The 17,973-nt window shown below is 51.9% G+C and carries 12 protein-coding genes; 8 read left to right on the forward strand and 4 right to left on the reverse strand.

The features are described 5' to 3' along the window. Positions 1–52 precede the first annotated feature (52 nt). From rhaD to rhaM, 3 genes are all read left to right on the forward strand, one after another. Complete coding sequence (gene rhaD, locus ETV65_RS13330; RefSeq protein WP_129953292.1) at positions 53–877, forward strand: rhamnulose-1-phosphate aldolase; 825 nt, start codon at positions 53–55, stop codon at positions 875–877. A gap of 136 nt (positions 878–1,013) precedes the next feature. Continuing rightward, positions 1,014–2,162, forward strand: a complete 1,149-nt coding sequence (fucO, locus tag ETV65_RS13335; RefSeq protein ID WP_129953293.1) for a lactaldehyde reductase — start codon at positions 1,014–1,016, stop codon at positions 2,160–2,162. 93 nt (positions 2,163–2,255) lie between these two features. Beyond that, a complete protein-coding gene (gene rhaM, locus ETV65_RS13340; RefSeq protein ID WP_013577125.1) occupies positions 2,256–2,570 on the forward strand; it encodes an L-rhamnose mutarotase in 315 nt (104 codons plus the stop codon). Here the strand turns inward: rhaM and ETV65_RS13345 are convergent. Further along, positions 2,545–4,719, reverse strand: coding sequence for a YgiQ family radical SAM protein (locus tag ETV65_RS13345; protein WP_129953294.1), 2,175 nt, complete (start codon positions 4,717–4,719; stop codon positions 2,545–2,547). The two genes, rhaM and ETV65_RS13345, sit on opposite strands and share 26 nt — an antisense overlap. Positions 4,720–5,147: 428 nt before the next feature. Here ETV65_RS13345 and ETV65_RS13350 point away from each other — a divergent pair, with 428 nt between their 5' ends. Further along, entirely contained in the window at positions 5,148–6,623 is a 1,476-nt protein-coding gene (locus tag ETV65_RS13350; protein ID WP_129953334.1) for a solute carrier family 23 protein, read from the forward strand. 73 nt (positions 6,624–6,696) lie between these two features. Here ETV65_RS13350 and ETV65_RS13355 read toward each other — a convergent pair whose 3' ends face one another. The 3 genes from ETV65_RS13355 to ETV65_RS13365 all read right to left on the reverse strand — a co-directional run bounded on the left by ETV65_RS13355 (position 6,697) and on the right by ETV65_RS13365 (position 11,262). Further along, a complete protein-coding gene (locus tag ETV65_RS13355; protein WP_129953295.1) occupies positions 6,697–8,349 on the reverse strand; it encodes a dihydroxyacetone kinase subunit DhaK in 1,653 nt (550 codons plus the stop codon). A 157-nt stretch (positions 8,350–8,506) separates the two neighbouring features. After that, a complete protein-coding gene (locus tag ETV65_RS13360) occupies positions 8,507–9,874 on the reverse strand; it encodes an L-serine ammonia-lyase (protein ID WP_129953296.1) in 1,368 nt (455 codons plus the stop codon). A gap of 104 nt (positions 9,875–9,978) precedes the next feature. Continuing rightward, positions 9,979–11,262, reverse strand: a complete 1,284-nt coding sequence (locus ETV65_RS13365; RefSeq protein ID WP_129953297.1) for an HAAAP family serine/threonine permease — start codon at positions 11,260–11,262, stop codon at positions 9,979–9,981. Positions 11,263–11,844: 582 nt separating this feature from the next. Here ETV65_RS13365 and ETV65_RS13370 point away from each other — a divergent pair. The 4 genes from ETV65_RS13370 to ETV65_RS13385 all read left to right on the forward strand — a co-directional run bounded on the left by ETV65_RS13370 (position 11,845) and on the right by ETV65_RS13385 (position 17,973). Beyond that, the gene (locus ETV65_RS13370) at positions 11,845–12,432 is read left to right on the forward strand and encodes a YfiR family protein (protein WP_238483146.1); all 588 of its coding nucleotides are present in this window, start codon (positions 11,845–11,847) and stop codon (positions 12,430–12,432) included. Between the two features lie 2 nt (positions 12,433–12,434). Continuing rightward, positions 12,435–13,715, forward strand: coding sequence for a diguanylate cyclase (locus ETV65_RS13375; RefSeq protein WP_129953299.1), 1,281 nt, complete (start codon positions 12,435–12,437; stop codon positions 13,713–13,715). A 15-nt stretch (positions 13,716–13,730) separates the two neighbouring features. Then, positions 13,731–14,228, forward strand: coding sequence for an OmpA family protein (locus ETV65_RS13380; protein WP_129953300.1), 498 nt, complete (start codon positions 13,731–13,733; stop codon positions 14,226–14,228). 133 nt (positions 14,229–14,361) lie between these two features. Next, positions 14,362–17,973: an AAA domain-containing protein gene (locus tag ETV65_RS13385; RefSeq protein ID WP_129953301.1), complete on the forward strand. Its 3,612-nt coding sequence runs from the start codon at positions 14,362–14,364 to the stop codon at positions 17,971–17,973.

The raw sequence follows: 17,973 nt of genomic DNA on the forward strand, positions 1-17,973 counted from the left end.
GTGCCGCTGAACACACCAGAAACGCATTCACCTTATTCGCAGGAAAGCACCGATGAAAACATTATTTAGCTCGTGGTTTGTACAAGGTATGGTCAAGGCGACCACCGATATGTGGCTGAAAGGCTGGGATGAACGTAACGGCGGCAACGTCAGCATGCGTCTGTTACCGGAAGACGTCGCACCTTATATAAATGATTTTTACGCGCAGCCACGTCAGGTTGAGCTGACTCAGCACGCGCCCGATCTGGCCAACGAATATTTCATCGTGACCGGCTCCGGTAAGTTTTTCCGTAATGTGCAACTGGCCCCGTCAGAAGCGCTGACCGTTATTCAGCTCGATGATAAAGGTGCCAGTTACAAAATCCTGTGGGGTCTGACCGCAGGCGGCTTGCCAACTTCGGAGCTGGCCTCCCATCTGCAATCTCATGCCGTACGTAAACGTGTCACCAACGGTCAGGATCGCGTCATCATGCACTGCCATGCGACCAACCTGATCGCACTGACGTACGTGCTTGAACTCGACAGCGCCAAGATCACCCGCAAATTGTGGGAATGCAGCACGGAATGTCTGGTGGTCTTCCCCGACGGCGTGGGGATTGTACCGTGGATGGTGCCGGGCACCGATGGTATCGGAGCAGCGACTTCCGACCGGATGCAACATCACAGCCTGGTGCTGTGGGCGTTCCACGGTATCTTCGGTTGCGGCCCGACGCTGGACGACGCTTTTGGCCTGATCGACACCGCCGAAAAATCAGCGGAGATCCTGGTGAAAGTGATTTCCATGGGGGGGATGAAACAAACTATCCAGACTGAAGAGCTGATTGCCCTCGGCAAACGTTTTGAAGTCACACCTTTCGAGGCCGCATTAAAAGCCTGATCAGGCACTTTATGCTCCTGACATCATAAATCATGCACGGGGGACAGCGGATGTTCCCCGTAGCAGGAAATGGCAAAGACCCCGGAGCAGCAGGCAGCAGAACACCTATTTTACTTACTCTATAGAGGGAATTTTTATGAGTTTCATGTTGGCCTTACCTAAAATCAGCCTCCACGGTCAGGGCGCAATCGAAGATATGGTTGCAATGCTGGCGACTAAACCACAGGGTAAAGCCCTTATCGTGACCGATGGTCAGTTAATCGAACTGGGTCTGCTCGACAATTTATTCTCCGCACTCAAACAGGCCGGACTGCCTTATGCCATTTACGGCGGCGTAGTGCCGAATCCAACCTCCGCCCATGTTGATGAAGGCTTCCGTCTGTATCAGGAAAACCAGTGCGATTATCTGATTGCTTTCGGTGGCGGCAGCCCGATTGATACCGCAAAAGGCATCAAAATTCTGACCGCCAATCCGGGCCCTGCCACCCTGTATTCCGGTATCGGCAAAGTCAGTAAACCGGGTGTCTTTCTGGTGGCGATTAATACTACGGCAGGCACAGCGGCAGAACTCACCAGTAATGCGGTGATCATCGACAGCCAGCGTCAGGTGAAAGAAGTGATCATCGACACCAGTCTGATCCCGGATATCGCCGTGGACGATCCGGCAGTGATGCTCAAAATTCCGGCCAGTGTCACCGCCGCGACCGGCATGGATGCGCTGACCCACGCCATCGAAGCCTATGTTTCCGTCGGCGCGCATCCGCTGACTGACCCGACAGCACTTGCCGCGATTTCAACGATCACGCAATGGCTGCCAAAAGCCGTCGATCACGGCGATGATATCGAAGCCCGCGAGAAAATGGCGCAGGGGCAATATCTGGCCGGTATGGCATTTAACAGCGCAGGTTTGGGGCTGGTTCACGCACTGGCGCATCAGCCTGGCGCGACACATAATCTGCCGCACGGCGTCTGTAATGCGATCCTGCTGCCGGTCGTCGAAGCGTTTAACCGCGCGAGTGCGCCTCACCGCTTTGCCGACATTGCCCGCGCGATGGGCGTACAGACGCAAGGTATCAGCGAAACGCAGGCCAGTATTGCGGCCATTGACGCTATTCGCCAATTGTCCACCCGTGTGGGGATCCCTTCCGGTTTCAAAGAACTGGGCATTTGTGAAGCGGATATCGAAGGCTGGCTCGACAAGGCTCTCGCTGACCCATGTGCGCCGTGCAATCCGCGCACCGCAACCCGTGAAGAAGTGCGCGAGTTGTATCTGAAAGCCATGTAGTTTTTAGCTTCTGCCTCTGTGAAGGGGAAGAAAGCAGTTGTCATTTCTTTACTCCTCCCCTTCGCAGGGGGACGTTACCCAACAGGAGAAAATATGATCCGTAAATCCTTCGTGATGCAGGTTAATGCAAATGCACACGATGAATATCAGCGCCGACACTCGCCAATCTGGCCGGAACTGGCGGAAACCCTGAAAGCCCACGGGGCGCATCACTACAGCATTTTCCTCGATGAAAAACGTAATCTGCTGTTTGGCTATGTGGAAATTGAATCAGAAGAAAGATGGAACGCGGTGGCGAAAACGGAAATATGCCAGAAATGGTGGAAGCATATGGCAGACGTAATGCCTGCCAATGCCGATAACAGTCCGGTCAGCAACGACCTTAAACCGGTCTTTTACCTCGATTAACCCTCTGTCCGGCGGGTTTTGCTTTTGCGGCCGCCGGATTTTGCGTTTTTGCGGGGGTAAAACGTGTGGCAGCCGGTTTCGCTTTGCCTGAACGTGAGGCCGCAAATTGCGGATCAAAACCGTCCGGGGGCACCAGACAATCAGGGCGAATCCCTATCAGGCGGCGCATACCCATCGCAGTCAGTGCCTCACGGATCACCGGCCAGTTCACCGGATCGTGATAGCGTAGTAAGGCTTTATGCAACCGCCGCTGACGATCGCCTTTCGGCACGACCACATCTTCACTTTTATAATCCACTTTGCCGAGCGGATTCTTACCGCTGTAATACATAGTGGTGGCACTGGCGAGCGGCGACGGATAAAAATTCTGCACCTGATCCAGCCGGAAACGATTTTTCTTCAGCCACAGCGCCAGATTGATCATGTCTTCAGTGCGTGTGCCCGGATGCGCAGAAATGAAATACGGGATCAGATATTGCTCTTTCCCGGCCTGTTTCGAATAACTGTCAAACAGCTCTTTGAACCGGTAATAACTGCCCATCCCCGGTTTCATCATTTTGGACAACGGCCCGGTTTCGGTATGTTCCGGCGCGATCTTCAGATACCCGCCCACGTGATGCTCGGCCAGCTCTTTGATATAACGCGGATCTTCCACCGCCAGATCATAACGTACGCCTGACGCGATCAGGATTTTCTTGATCCCCTTCAGACTGCGCGTACGGCGGTAAAGGTTGATCGTCGGCTCATGGTTAGTGTCCATGTGTGTACAAATTTCCGGATACACACAGGACGCGCGGCGACAACTTTGCTCCGCTTTCGGCGACTGACAGCGCAGCATATACATGTTGGCGGTCGGGCCACCCAGATCGGAAATCACACCGGTGAATCCCGGAACATTGTCGCGGATCTCTTCTATTTCCCGGACGATCGACGCTTCAGAGCGGCTCTGAATGATCCGCCCTTCATGTTCGGTGATCGAACAAAACGCACAACCGCCGTAACAGCCACGCATAATATTGATCGAGAAACGGATCATGTCATATGCCGGAATTTTCGCCTTGCCGTAAGACGGATGGGGTACGCGCTGGAACGGCAGGCCAAATACATCGTCCATTTCTTCGGTAGACAGCGGGATAGCCGGTGGATTGATCCACACATAGCGGTCGCCGTGTTTTTGCATCAGCGCACGCGCACAGCCGGGGTTGGTTTCGTGATGCAGAATGCGCGAAGTATGCGCGTACAGCACTTTATCGCCCTTCACTTTTTCAAATGACGGCAGCAGAACGTAGGTTTTCTCCCACGGTTTCGGCTTTGGCGCGCGCACCGTTACCGGCTGCGGGGCATCCGGCGCAGGTAATTCCCCTTCTGAACACGGCAGATCCTCACCGTACGGGTTCATGATCGGCTCAATGCGCCCCGGTTTATCAAGGCGTGTGGAATCGACACCGCTCCAGCCGGTCAGCGCCGTTTTGCGCATCACGGCGGTGTTACGCACATCATGAATGTCACTGATGGATTCCCCCGCGGCCAGGCGGTGCGCCACTTCCACCAGCGGCCTTTCACCATTGCCGTAAATCAGCATGTCCGCTTTGGAATCCACCAGCACCGAGCGGCGCACGGTATCGGACCAGTAATCGTAATGTGCGATACGACGCAGGCTGGCTTCGATACCGCCGAGCAAAACCGGGACATCGCTGTAGGCTTCTTTACAGCGCTGGGTGTAGACCAGCGTGGCGCGATCGGGACGTTTACCGCCCACGTTACCTGGCGTATAGGCATCGTCATGACGCAATTTCCGGTCGGCAGTATAGCGGTTGATCATCGAATCCATATTGCCGGCGGTCACGCCGTAAAACAGATTCGGCTTCCCGAGCCGCATGAAATCCTCTTTGTTGCTCCAGTCCGGCTGCGCAATGATCCCGACACGAAAACCTTGCGCTTCCAGCATGCGGCCAATGATCGCCATGCCGAAACTCGGATGATCGACATACGCATCGCCGGTCACCACGATCACGTCACAGCTGTCCCAGCCAAGTTCATCCATTTCCGCCCGGCTCATCGGGAAAAACGGTGCCGTGCCGTAGCATTCGGCCCAGTAGCGCGGATAAGAAAACAGGGTGCGTTCGGGTTGGATCAGGCTGATTGGCATAAAGAGTTTTCGCTGAAAAAAGAGGAATTTTGCTTAAGCACGGCTAATACATCGTGATTTCGCAGCCAGAAAATCAAGGCCGGAGATTATACTTGGGCGAAAAAACGGCTGCTGCGACAAGTGGGTTTGTCATGCGTCAGATCAAGCTTTTCAGGCCGTAAATCCCATTTTCCGTGATCACCACCGCAACACTCTAAGATTTTCCTTATGCGGAATTGCCGACTACCATGTTAGAAAGTGCATCAGAAAGCTTCAAATCGTAACTAAAGAATTTCTAACTTTAGACGTTGACCGCCACCGGGCCATCGCGCATTTTCGCCGCCCCCTGACAGAGAGAAGCCTATTGTGACCGCATTATTCCCACGCCCCGTCCTCACCCCCTCATACGCAGTGGAGAGCGCTTCATGACGATGAAATCCCCTGAAAATCTGAACATGAATTTTCTGCGTTACGATATCCCGGCCGGGATTGTCGTGTTTCTGGTTGCGCTGCCGCTGAGTCTTGGCATTGCGCAGGCCAGCGGATTGCCACCTTTTGTCGGCCTGCTGACCGGCGTTATCGGCGGCGTGATCGTCACCCTGCTCAGTCCGTCGCGTTTTGCAGTCAGCGGACCGGCTGCCGGGCTGGTGACGATTGTGGTTGGCGCGATGGAAACACTCGGATCCTTTTCCTCTCTGTTGCTGGCGCTGATGCTGGCGGGCGTTCTGCAAATCGTCTTTGGGATCATTAAAGCCGGACGCTTTGTCTCGCTGATCCCTGGTTCGGTGATCCAGGGCATGCTGGCAGCGATCGGTATTTTACTGATCATGCAGCAGATCCCGGTCGCACTGGGCTATCAGGGAGAAGAGGGATTACGCGGCATTTTCAGCGATCCGGCCTTCAGTTTGTCGCCCACAGCGTTGATCGTCCCGGCTGTGGCATTGCTGATTTTGTGGCTATGGACGACGCCGCCGTTTAAGCGCATCAAGCTGATGACTTATGTGCCCGGCCCGCTGGTGGCGGTATTGTGGGGAAGCCTGGCGGTGATTTTCGGTGACCGTATCGTACCGGATTCGATACAGGCCATGCCGCGTATTGCGCTGCCGAAATTCGACAGCGTAGATGAAGTGACCTCGCAGCTGGAAAAACCGAACTGGAGCGCGTGGAACAATCCGCAGATTTATGTGATTGCCGCGACATTGGCGCTGGTCGCCAGCCTGGAAACGCTGCTTAGCCAGGAAGCGCTGAAGAAGCTGAAAGAGCAAACACCCGCGCCTTCGCCCGATAAAGAAATGCGCGCGCAAGGGATCGGGAATCTGATCAGCGGATTTCTCGGCGGCATGCCGATCACCGCTGTGATCGTACGCAGTTCGGTGAATGTGAATACCGGCGCGCGCAGTAAGGTATCGATCCTGCTTCACGGTGTGTTATTGCTTTTGTGCGGCATGTTTTTCAGCGATATGCTTAACACCATTCCGCTGGCCTGTCTGGCAGCGGTGCTGCTGTATACCGGCTATAAACTGGCCTCACCGGCACTTTTCCTGACCCAGTGGCGGCTTGGCCTGCCGCAGTTTTTGCCGTTTATCGCCACGCTGGCGGGTATTCTGCTCTTCGGTATGCTGGCCGGGATCGGCATCGGGTTGCTCGCGCAGTTGCTGTCGAGCACCTACAAAAGCCATCACAATGCGATGCAGCTTACACGCGACGAAAATCATTATGTGATGCGTTTTCACCAAAACCTGACGTTCCTGCATAACCCGCGTTTACAGAGCCTGCTGGCGGAAATCCCCGATAACAGCGTGGTCCGTGTCGAACGTGAGAATGTCGGTTATATCGACCCTGATGTGAAAGCGGTGCTGTCAGATTTCGTGGCGAAAGCACCGGAGCGCAATATCACGCTGGATCGCTGGCCGGTCGGACATTGATTTCAAAGGGCTGAGAATAATAAAAAGGCCTGCCGGTTTCCCGCAGGCCTTTCTTCTTTTGCTGGCGTAAATCTTATTTCTTCGCCAGCGCCTCAAACACTTTTTCAACGGCCACCGCGCCGGGATCTTTCACCCCTTTCAGGCTGTTGCTGCTGAGATAAGAAGAACGCCCGGCATTGGCTTTCTTCATGCTGGCCGTGTCTTTGGCCCCTTTAGCCGCCGCTTTAGCCGCCCCTTTCAGCGCATCTTTTTTGCCAAGGGCTTCCAGCGCCGGTTGCAGTGCGTCGATCATCGTGCGATCGCCGAGATCAGCCCCGCCGTAATGCTTCATGCGTTCGAGGCCGAACAACAGCGCTTTCGGTAATTTTTCACCCTCGCCGACTTTCTTACCGGCGGCGGTAAAGAAGATCGACATCAGCACACCGCTGGATCCTCCCATCACGGTCGCCAGACGATCACCGACTACGCTCAGAAGATCGGCCACATTGTTCAGTGGTAATTTATTGCCTTTGTTTTCTTTCTGAATATCACGCGCGCCGGTGGCAAAGGTCGAACCGGTATCACCGTCACCGACTTTGGCATCAAGTTTATTCAGCTCATCTTCCAGATCAGACAGTGTCTGAGTAATGGTTTCAACGATTTTGCCGACCTGCGCGTTCGAAGACGCTTTCACCGCTTTTTTATCGCTGATTTTCTTGCCTTTTTTGGTCGCCAGTTTTTCCAGCTTCACCAGAGGCTGCCAGCCGGACGCTTCCACTTCTGCCAGCAGGGCTTCTTCAATACCGCCTTTAAGGGCAATTACCGACAGCGAGAAACCTTTCATATCCAGCGCACTGACCAGCGATGCCGGGCCAATAAGATAACGGATCGAACTGCCCAGCGCCGAATGCACCAGTTCTTTGGTGATCTGATTCATCTCGAGCGGAGAAACGCCACCGAGGTTATTGATCAGTACCGCCAGCTTGTCGCTTTTTTTCACGTGTTCCGCAAGCTTACCAACCAGCGTATCCACCACTTTTTTGCTGTTCTGGGTTTTCAGGGTCGACACACCCGGTTCGCCGTGAATGCCTAAGCCCAGCTCAACGTGGCCGGATTCGATACGTTGTTCTTCCTCATCTTCACCGCCAGCTGGCAGGCTGCACCCCGCCGCCGCAACACCGATACTGGCAGTGGCATCAATCGCCTGCTGAGCAATTTTGGCGACCTCTTTCAGAGATTTGCCCTGCTCAGCCGCGTAACCGGCAATTTTATGCACCAGCGCCGTCCCGGCGATGCCGCGCGGCTGCTTGTTGTCCGGCAGGGAAATGTCGTCGGAGACCATCACCAGCTCGACGTCATAGCCCATGCCTTTCGCTTTCTCAGCAGCCAGACCAAAGTTCAGACGGTCGCCGGTATAATTTTTGACGATCAGCAAACAGCCGGCTTTACCGGTGACCGCCACAATCGCATTCAGCACGGCGTCCACGCTCGGGGAAGCAAACACTTCGCCGCACACTGCCGCCGTGAGCATGCCTTTGCCAACAAACCCCACATGCGCCGGTTCATGACCCGAGCCACCCCCTGAAATCAGTGCAACCTTTTTCTTATCCCAGTCACGCCGTACGACCACACGGATGGCCGGATCGATATCCAGTTTTGCCAGGTTTTTATAGGGAGAGGTCAGGATCACCCCTTCGATAACATCGTTAATCAGAGTCTTGCGGTCATTCATGAAGAATTTAGACATACCGAACCTTTCCTTTTAACTGTTTTCCAGGTGTTGTGAGGCAGAAAAAACATACCTCTGCGTAATGCAGGTATCTGAAAACATAGCACAGGACAAAAATCAGGAAGGAGACGAGAAAGGCGGTTTCCCGCCTTTTAGGAAAGGATGAGAAAAGAAATCAATTGCAGGCGAGAACTTTAATCGCCAGACCTCCTGTCGAGGTTTCACGGTATTTCGAGTTCATGTCCTTGCCGGTTTCGTACATGGTTTCGATGACTTTATCGAGACACACACGCGGTTCGCTGGTGCGGCGTAATGCCATACGTGATGCATTGACCGCTTTCACGGCCGAAATGGCGTTGCGCTCGATGCATGGCACCTGAACCTGCCCGGCCAGCGGATCGCAGGTCAGCCCGAGGTGATGTTCCATCGCGATTTCTGCCGCCATAAATACCTGCGCGGTGCTGCCGCCCAGCAGTTCTGTCAGGCCTGCCGCCGCCATCGAACAGGCCACGCCGACCTCACCCTGACAGCCCACCTCCGCACCGGAAATCGACGCATTCATTTTGAACAGAATGCCGACCGCGCCGGAAGCCAGGAAGAAACGGCTGTAAGAGTCAGGACTGACCGGGCGGATAAACTGATCATAATATGTCAGCACGGCAGGGATGATGCCGCACGCGCCGTTGGTGGGAGCAGTAACCACACGGCCGCCCGCCGCATTTTCTTCGTTAACCGCCATCGCGTACATATTGATCCAGTCCACGACGCCCATCGGATCGACATTATTTTTATCCTGCGTTACCAGGATGCGGCGCAGCGCGGCAGCACGGCGGTTGATTTTCATCGGCCCCGGCAGCAAACCTTCGGTATGGATACCGCGCGTAATGCCTTCGCTCATCACATTCCAGATGGCCGCAAAGTGATCGCTGATTTCTGTGCGTGTATGCCCCGCCAGTTCGTTTTGCAGCATCAGTGCCGACAATGACAGACCGGTGTCCGTACAATGTTTCTGCAAATCGCTGGCCGAGCGGAACGGATACGGACGCAGCACCGGATTTTCATCCTGCACACCAAACTTGCTGGCTTCGACAATAAAGCCACCGCCGACAGAATAATAAGTTTGCGTATACAGCAGTTCATCACCGCTGAATGCGCTGATTTTCATACCATTTTCATGCAACGGCAGATTGCCGGAATGGAAATTCATGCCTGAACCGGCCGGAAAATCCACTTCTTTTACGCCCTTGCCCAGCATCAGACGTCCGGTATTTTCTACCTGACGGATAAACGCCGGGATCGCATCGATGTCTACATCATCCGGCATATTACCCGCCAGCCCCATAATGATAGCCAGATCAGTATGGTGTCCTTTACCGGTCAATGATAATGACCCGTAAACATCAACCGCCACGCGGGTCGTTTGGGTTATATAACCTGAAGAGATAAGCTCATCAGTGAATATTTTCCCGGCTTTCATCGGACCAACAGTATGCGAACTGGATGGACCAATACCAATTTTGAAAATATCGAAGACGCTGATCACGGTGGGCACTCCATGTGAAATTATTTACGGGCAGAATAAAAAGGGAAACGGGAGAGAAAGGAGCGGGATATTCCCGCTCACTTTATTTCAGATAACGTTAATAATTAGCCCATCAGGCTGAATACAATGGCTGACATCGCAATCAAACCCATAATAACAATGAAGACGTTGCTGATATGGCCGCTGTATTTTTTCATCGCAGGGACTTTACGGATGGCATACATTGGCATCAGGAATAACAGCATCGCAATAATCGGACCACCCAGCGTTTCGATCATACCCAGAATACTTGGATTCAGGGTTGCGACTAACCAGGTGGTTAATAACATAAAGATACCGGTATAACGGTTCAGCGTTGGCAGGGAAATTGTTTTGCCTTTGCTGCGCAGAGATTTAATCACCATGCCATTAAAACCTTCACGCGCCCCCAGATAATGGCCGAGGAAAGATTTGGTAATGGCGATAAAGGCAATAAACGGCGCGATATATTCAATCACCGGATTAGAGAAGTGATTAGCTAAATAAGACAGAATAGACACGTTTTGTGCTTTGGCTTCCATCAGGTTGGCCGGAGACAGGCTCAGGACACAGCTGAAGACAAAGAACATCACCGTGAGTACCATCATGATGTGGCTAAAGGCCAGAATGCGCGAGCATTTCTTCTCCGCGTCATCACCGTATTCTTTGCGTTTTGCTACAGCAAAAGAGGAGATAATTGGCGAGTGGTTGAACGAAAACACCATGACCGGGATCACCAGCCACAGCGTCATCAGCATACCGTGACCCACGCCGTTCCCGGACAGCGAGACGTTTTCAAACACTGACGTATTCCAGTTAGGAATAAGGTAAAGCGCCAGCGCCATCAATACCGCCACAAACGGGAACACCAGAATGCTCATCGCCTTCACAATGATATCCTGGCCAAAATGCACCAGCGTCATTAATCCGAGGATCAGGATCAGAGACAGCAACGCACGCGGCGGCGCATTCATATGCATCTGATGAGTAATAAAACTCTCAACCGTATTCGTGATCGCCACGCTGTAAACCAGTAAAATAGGATAAATGGCGAAGAAATATAACAGTGTAATTAATTTACCGGCTGTAATACCAAAATGTTCTTCCACCACTTCCGTAATATCTTCACCGGCATTTTTACCCGATAAAACAAAACGGGTTAAGCCGCGGTGAGCGAAGAAAGTCATTGGGAAAGCGAGGATGGCCATAATAATTAACGGTATTAACCCGCCAATCCCCGCATTAATAGGAAGGAAAAGAACGCCTGCACCAATTGCCGTTCCATATAAACCTAACATCCACATGGTGTCAGTTTTACGCCAGGAACTTACTGATTTTTTAGACAGTGTCCCGATTGTTGTATTATCCATGATTCCTCAGTACCTAATTATAAAAATAATTCCGTTTTCCCCAGGAATGGTTGATGTTTTTTTACTGCACCCGTCATCGAAAAAACCATCCTGACGGTTAAAACATACCATTAATGCGGGCATGATACCTATCAGCAGCATAAAAATCTGCCTAACGGTGTGGCTTTGAGATCATGGTCACGAATATTGATAAAATGGCGTCTATTATTCCTTTAAATTCCAATCTATTAACATTTCCTGTAATTTAAATTCATCAAATAGTGATTACGATAACATTTATTTTTTGTCATATTTTGTTATCACCGTGACTATTATTTAAATAACGGTTGAAATACCGACAATGTGAGTTATTTATCGGCGCCCCTCGCCTGCCTCTGCTCAAAAAAAATCTCGCCGAAATTACACAATCCATTAGTTTTCCTTTAGTATTCGCAACTTTTCTGTTTCCTGTAAAAAAATCGACACAAAAGGCATGCGTTTTCAGGGCGAAAATTTTTTATTGACGCTTTCCGAAGTTATGCCGATAAAGTTATTCTTATTCCGGTGAAACACTTTCAACCGGAAGAAACGCAGAGCGACGCAATGGAAAAAGCCCGATCACCTTTTTACCTGTCAGGGAGGATACCTGCCGGCCATTTGTTTAAGGCCGCGTATGGCTTTGCGCTACTAACGGTGCTTCTGATCGCGCCGTTAAAACCGGTTATCGCCGAAACCAGCGAGACGTCACCTGATGCCGCCGTCGCCCAGACCGTTAACGGAATCCTCAGTTATTCGCGCTGGCCTGACAAAACGGCCTCTTCTTCTTTAACGCTGTGCATCATTCCGCCAGTCAAATACGCCGCATTACTCACGCCCGATGGCAGCGCTTTTACCGGCAGGCCGCTCAAAGTGATGACGTTGCCTTTTGAGAGTCCGCTGCTGACGACGCAATGCGATGCGATTTATTCCGGCAGTACAACGACAGAGCAGCAAAACGATTTGCATCTGCGTCTGGAAGGCCACGCCATTTTGACCCTCAGTGAGCAGGACGATGCCTGCGCATTACTGAACGCATTTTGTCTGGTGATCACGCCCCTTCATACCGGATTCAAACTGAATCTGGACACGCTGTCCCGCAGCGGTGTGCGGGTTAATCCCGCCGTATTACAACTTGCCAGGGAAAAGGAGTAACTATGGAAAATCAAATTCCTGTTCCTGACAAAGAACAGCCGCGCCAGCGCCCGACGCTAAGCGCCGCACTGAACAGAATCCATATGATTGTGATTCTGACCGCGATTGGCCTTGCCGGTTTTTTACTGATTTTGCTGGCCCTGATCGCCCTGCGTTCGCATGCCGAAAATAATCTGCAACTGACCGCGCGTGCCATCAGCTACACCACCGAAGCTGCGCTGGTGTTTAACGACCCTGCTGCCGCGCATGATTCGCTGGAGTTCATCGCCAAAAGAGGCGATTTCACCCAGGCTAAAATTCTGACGCCTGCCGGTGCGACGTTCACCGAATGGCAAAGACCGGTAAACAGCAACTGGGACAAGCTCGGCCAGTTCGTCGGCCACCTGGCTTTCCCGGAACCCATCACGATGCCAGTGAATCATTCAGGTTCGCTCATCGGTACCGTCTGGCTCGCCGGTAACGGCGGCAGCCTGACGGGCTTCCTGCTGGAAACGGTGCTTAGCCTGATCGGCTGTCTGGTACTGACGGCACTGGTCGCGCTGTATTTTTCCCGCAGGATGCAAAAAGGCATTGTCGATGCCCTCGGTCACATTACGCGCGTCACTCATGACGTCACGGCCAACCGGTCGTTCAATTTGCGCGTACCTTCCGCGCCGATTGTCGAGCTACACACCCTGAGCCAGGACTTCAACAGCCTGCTGACAGAGCTGGAAGCCTGGGAAAACCATATGCGCAACGAGAACGTCTCACTGACCCAAAAAGCGTTGCATGACGGACTGACCGGTCTGCATAATCGCGCGTTTTTCATTGATACGCTCAACCAATGCTTTAACCCGATGCGCCCGGCGCTTTCACTGGCCTTGTTGTTTATTGATGTCGATAACTTTAAAGAGATCAATGACTCACTCGGTCATGCCGCCGGAGACCGCGTGCTGATGGTGATAGGCGAACGGATGGCGAAAACGCTGCGTAAAGGCGATGTGCTGGCGCGTCTGGGCGGCGATGAATTTGCCATTTTGCTTGAACCGATGGTTTCCACCGCAGAGGCCGTGGCTTTTGCCGAACGGATTGTTGAAATCATGAAAACCCCCGTCATCCTGCTCAATAACAAGACGCTGGATGTTTCTCTCAGTATCGGTATTGCGCTGTCGCCTTCTCAGGCCACCAGCGCGAAAGAGTTACTGGATAAGGCCGATGAGGCCATGTACCGCTCGAAAAAAATTTCCGGCAATTGCTGGCATGTCTCTTCAGGTATGCCGCTTCCTGCCGTGATGAAAGACTAAAAGGAATTACTGAATATGAAGATCTGCAACACTTTCAAGACCTGGTGTCATTTCGCCGCTACGGGGCTGTGCATTTTGCTGCTGGTCGCCTGTCAGAGCAAACCGGCGGGATTAACGCCAGAACAAATCGCCGTACTGCAAAAAAATGGTTTCTCACAGACGGCAGATGGCTGGGAACTGGGGCTGGATGCCAAAGTGCTGTTTGGCAATAATCAGGCGACGCTTTCGCCAGAAAGTAAGCAGTCGGTAGAAAAACTGGCCGGTGAACTGCTGCATGTCGGCCTGAATAAAGTCAATCTCGACGGCCATACCGACAACTACGGTGACGCCGGTTACAATAACGATCTGTCACTGCATCGCGCCAACACGGTAGCCGCCGCCTTTGCCGATGCGGGAATGCCGCGTACCAATATCCATACCCGCGGATTAGGTCAGAGCCAGCCGGTCGCAAGCAATAAAACCCAGGCCGGACGCGCCCAGAACCGCCGCGTGTCTGTCATTATTGTGGTGTAAATAACACTGAATTGAGTAACAGACTGGTACGCCTCAACGCTGAGGCGTATTATTCCTTCATCCCCCTCTCACTATCCTATTGATTCTGGTGCAATAGCCCATCATTAGCTCATTTTCAGGACAGTTTTCAGCAATGGAAGATACATCATTAAAAGTATTGAAGGCCTGGCAGGAATATATCAAATACAGCGGCATGGAAAAAAGTAAAATCCCGGCTGACAACCTTCACGAATACCAGCAAGTATACCTTACTGACCGGAACGTTCGTGATGATGATGACGGAATACGCATTACACTTTCGTCTAATACCCTTGAGCTTCTGAAACAAAAATACATTAAGTATGATAAGAAAGGGAAAGTAGAGAGTACAACACCGGTACATTTCCTCTTCCCGATCATCCGCTACAGTGAATTCAGCAATAACAAACAAACCACGAAATACCTCCCTTTATTTTCCTTTCAGCTGAATCCTGAATTATTCATACAGGAAGGTCAGCAAACTGTTTTAATCCCGGTTAAAGATGGCACCCGTGTTTCTCCGCTGTTGTCCGCATTCAAAGAATTACTGGGATTTGATATCATCGAACTGGGCGAAAATCGCCATATGATGAGCCTGATCAGCGCCCTGAATGAACAAAAATATAATTCATTCCTGGAGGCATTTGCGGGTCTGAAGATATGGATTGAAGAGAAACTGGTTGGGACTAAATGGCGAAATGCCAGACTGGAAACGGGATTCAATGCCCTGATCTGCGAATTGCATAATGAAGACTTTAATACACAGCGCGACGGTAAAGATTTCACCTGTTTAACGTCCCGTAATGACCTGTCCGCCTTTCCTTTGCTGCAAAAATATTTATGTCAGCAGGATGAGCCACTCAATAATGAAGAAATAAATAAAGTAGTCACGTTGGGATTATTTGAAAAAAAATACCCTTTGGGGCGCGGGCAAATGCAGGCATTACAATCGGTTCAAAAAAACCTGCCCCTCGTGGCGGTTCAGGGCGCGCCGGGAACCGGTAAAACCACGTTATTCAAATCATTAATTGCGCAAAAAGTGGTTGAGCGCGCCCTGGCTATTATTGACGGCAATGATCGTAATCTGGGCATGCTCATCACCTCGACGGCCATTAAAGCGGTAGAAAATGTCATTGATGATTTACGCGATGATGATGTTGTAAAAGGTCTCGACTGGTTGTATTTCCAGGCCGGTTCAAAAGAAAAAGTCCAGTCTGAAGTCATGCGCATCGATAAGTTGTTAAAAACTTATGAGCAGCAATCTGCCGATGCCCGTGCGCGCGGATCCGCTGAACAGCGTCTGTGCCAGAACCGGGAAATGATTAACCATTGTTATACGCACTATCACACCAGGAAAAATGCGCTTCAGCAGGCCATCTCTGCGTGCGGCGACCCGACGACCCGGTTGCATGATCTCGACGCGATCCTGAAAAGTGAGCAGGACGCTTTTGTCCTGCAGGCGGAGTCTGTCGGGATCCCGGTCACTTCATTTAACGCTGTCCATCTCACCGCGGTTGCCCGTTTTCTTCATGATGAACAAAAGAATCATGCGCAGAAACTGGAAGCCTGGGAACAGGCCAATATCCGCGCCCGGTACTGGCTTTCAGTCTGGCCAGTCAGTTTTGATCTGACGGCACTCACCCGGTTTATGCAGGGAACCCTTCCGGATTTGCTCGAAGATATTTACGGTGATTATCCCCGTTCAGGCATCGCCGCTTTCATGACGCGCTTTTTCTCCGGAAAACGAAATGCCCGACGCGAAAAAGCCCAGGCCATGAATCTCACGGAGTTCACGGCGTTAGGTCTCAATGATTTATCTCATCAGCAAATGGCCGATTTACTGCATTACAGTCGCGAACTGAGGAATAAAAAAGAGGATTTAGCCCACTTGCAGATATTGCAAGGCCCCGAACCGGAGGCTGACAGGATCCCGAAACTGAAAAGTCTGCATGAGCAACTGGGCCGTTTACAGGCTCTGGAACGTCATATTTTAGAGACCAAAGAGAGGGCGCGCGCCTTCGCACAAGATTATCCGGAAGGAGACTGGCCGGATATCCTGAGGTTGCGTTTTATCCGGCAACATCGCGCCATGTTTGAAGATGCCGTCGCATTCCTGTGGCAGGAGCAGTTAACCCGCAAAACCGAGCTCACAGAAATCCTGACCGTGTGGAGAGACTTATTAACCCGCACCCGTTCGCCCCATTACTTCACTTACAGAAATGCCCGTCAGGAAGAGTTTTATCGCCTGCTTTCACTGGCTTATCCGGTCATCGCCACGACATTAGCCTCAGCGTATAAACCGGCCGGTTATGAAAACCTCGGGGATTTCGAGAAAGTAAAACCTTACCATCTGACGTTATGTGATGAGGCGGGCATGGTGTCAGTCGAAACACTGGTTCCTCTGCTAAGCCGCAGTGAGCAGGCCATTATTGTGGGTGACCCCGCACAAATCGAGCCAATCAGAACCCTGTCGGAAGGGGTGCAAAATCAGCTACGGGAACAACACTTCGGCGATGACGACCTGCTTTATGATCGCATGTCACCGATGTTAGTCACCGCCTATCACCGTGCAGCGGGAACCTCCTCAGGCTCGGTCAATGACATAGGTAACGGCATCGTGCTTGATGAGCATCGGCGCTGCCAGCCACCGATTGCCGCCTTGTTTACTCAGCTTGCCGGTTATGAGGGCATTTCTGTGGAAACCGCACCGCCTTCTGAAGCGGTTGCCAGTGCCTTTGCGGCGATGGACAGTCACCATTTGATGTTTTACAGCGTGGAGGGCAAAAAGGGTCCCGGTGCAAATACCAATCTGGACGAGGTTGAAGCGATTGATGACCTGCTGACGAAGCTGGAAAGCGCCGGTTATGACCTGACGAAAGATGTCGGCATTATCACCCCTTACGCCAATCAGAAGAACCTGCTGATCCAAAAAATGGGCAACCGCCTGGGGCACTATGATTCCCTGCGAATTGGGTCGGTTCATCAATTCCAGGGAACCGGGTTTGAAGTCATCATTTACAGTCCGGTGATCCACTCGCCGCGAGACAATGACAAGTTCCAGAACAATAAGCCCAACCTGCTCAACGTCGCGGTTTCCCGGGCCAAACAACAATTTATTGTGGTGGGTAATTATGATCGTCTGATTGCGGCGGGCCGGTATCTGAAAACGCTGGCTGAAGTATGTGCTAATGATTTCATTCTTGAACTGGGAAGCCAGCACCCTAAGTTTAGCGAACTGAGCCAGAGCCCGGCGGTGGAAACCTATTACCGGGATTGTGAGCATATTGATGCTTTCCATGCCGCCACTCAACAATGTCAGCAGGAGTTGATTGTTGTGTCGCCCTGGCTTCGTTTTAACCGCGAAGGTGAAAATCCTCAGCTCAGTTTGTTAACTGCGGCGCGTCAGCGGGGAATCGATGTCAAAGTCTATTATGGTTACGATCATGCAAAATATGGTTTTGAGCGGGACGGTGATCCTCTGCTGATTGAGCAATATATTCAGTCCCTTGGCAGAGAAAACGTGATCCGGATAAACGAAGGCACTCACGAAAAACTGCTGCTGGTGGATAACCACTATGCGCTGGTGGGAAGCTGGAACTGGTTATCACACGGCTATCACCAGATTTGTCGCCTTCAGGGAAATCTCAGCCAAAACATTCGCAGAGAGGTCAGCGTTAAATTACGCGATCCGGCTTTTGTTCTGGCTCAGAAAGATTCTCTGCTTTGA

The sequence above is a fragment of the Rahnella sp. RFA10(1/100) genome, assembly GCF_004195115.1.
Lineage (GTDB): Bacteria > Pseudomonadota > Gammaproteobacteria > Enterobacterales > Enterobacteriaceae > Rahnella > Rahnella perminowiae.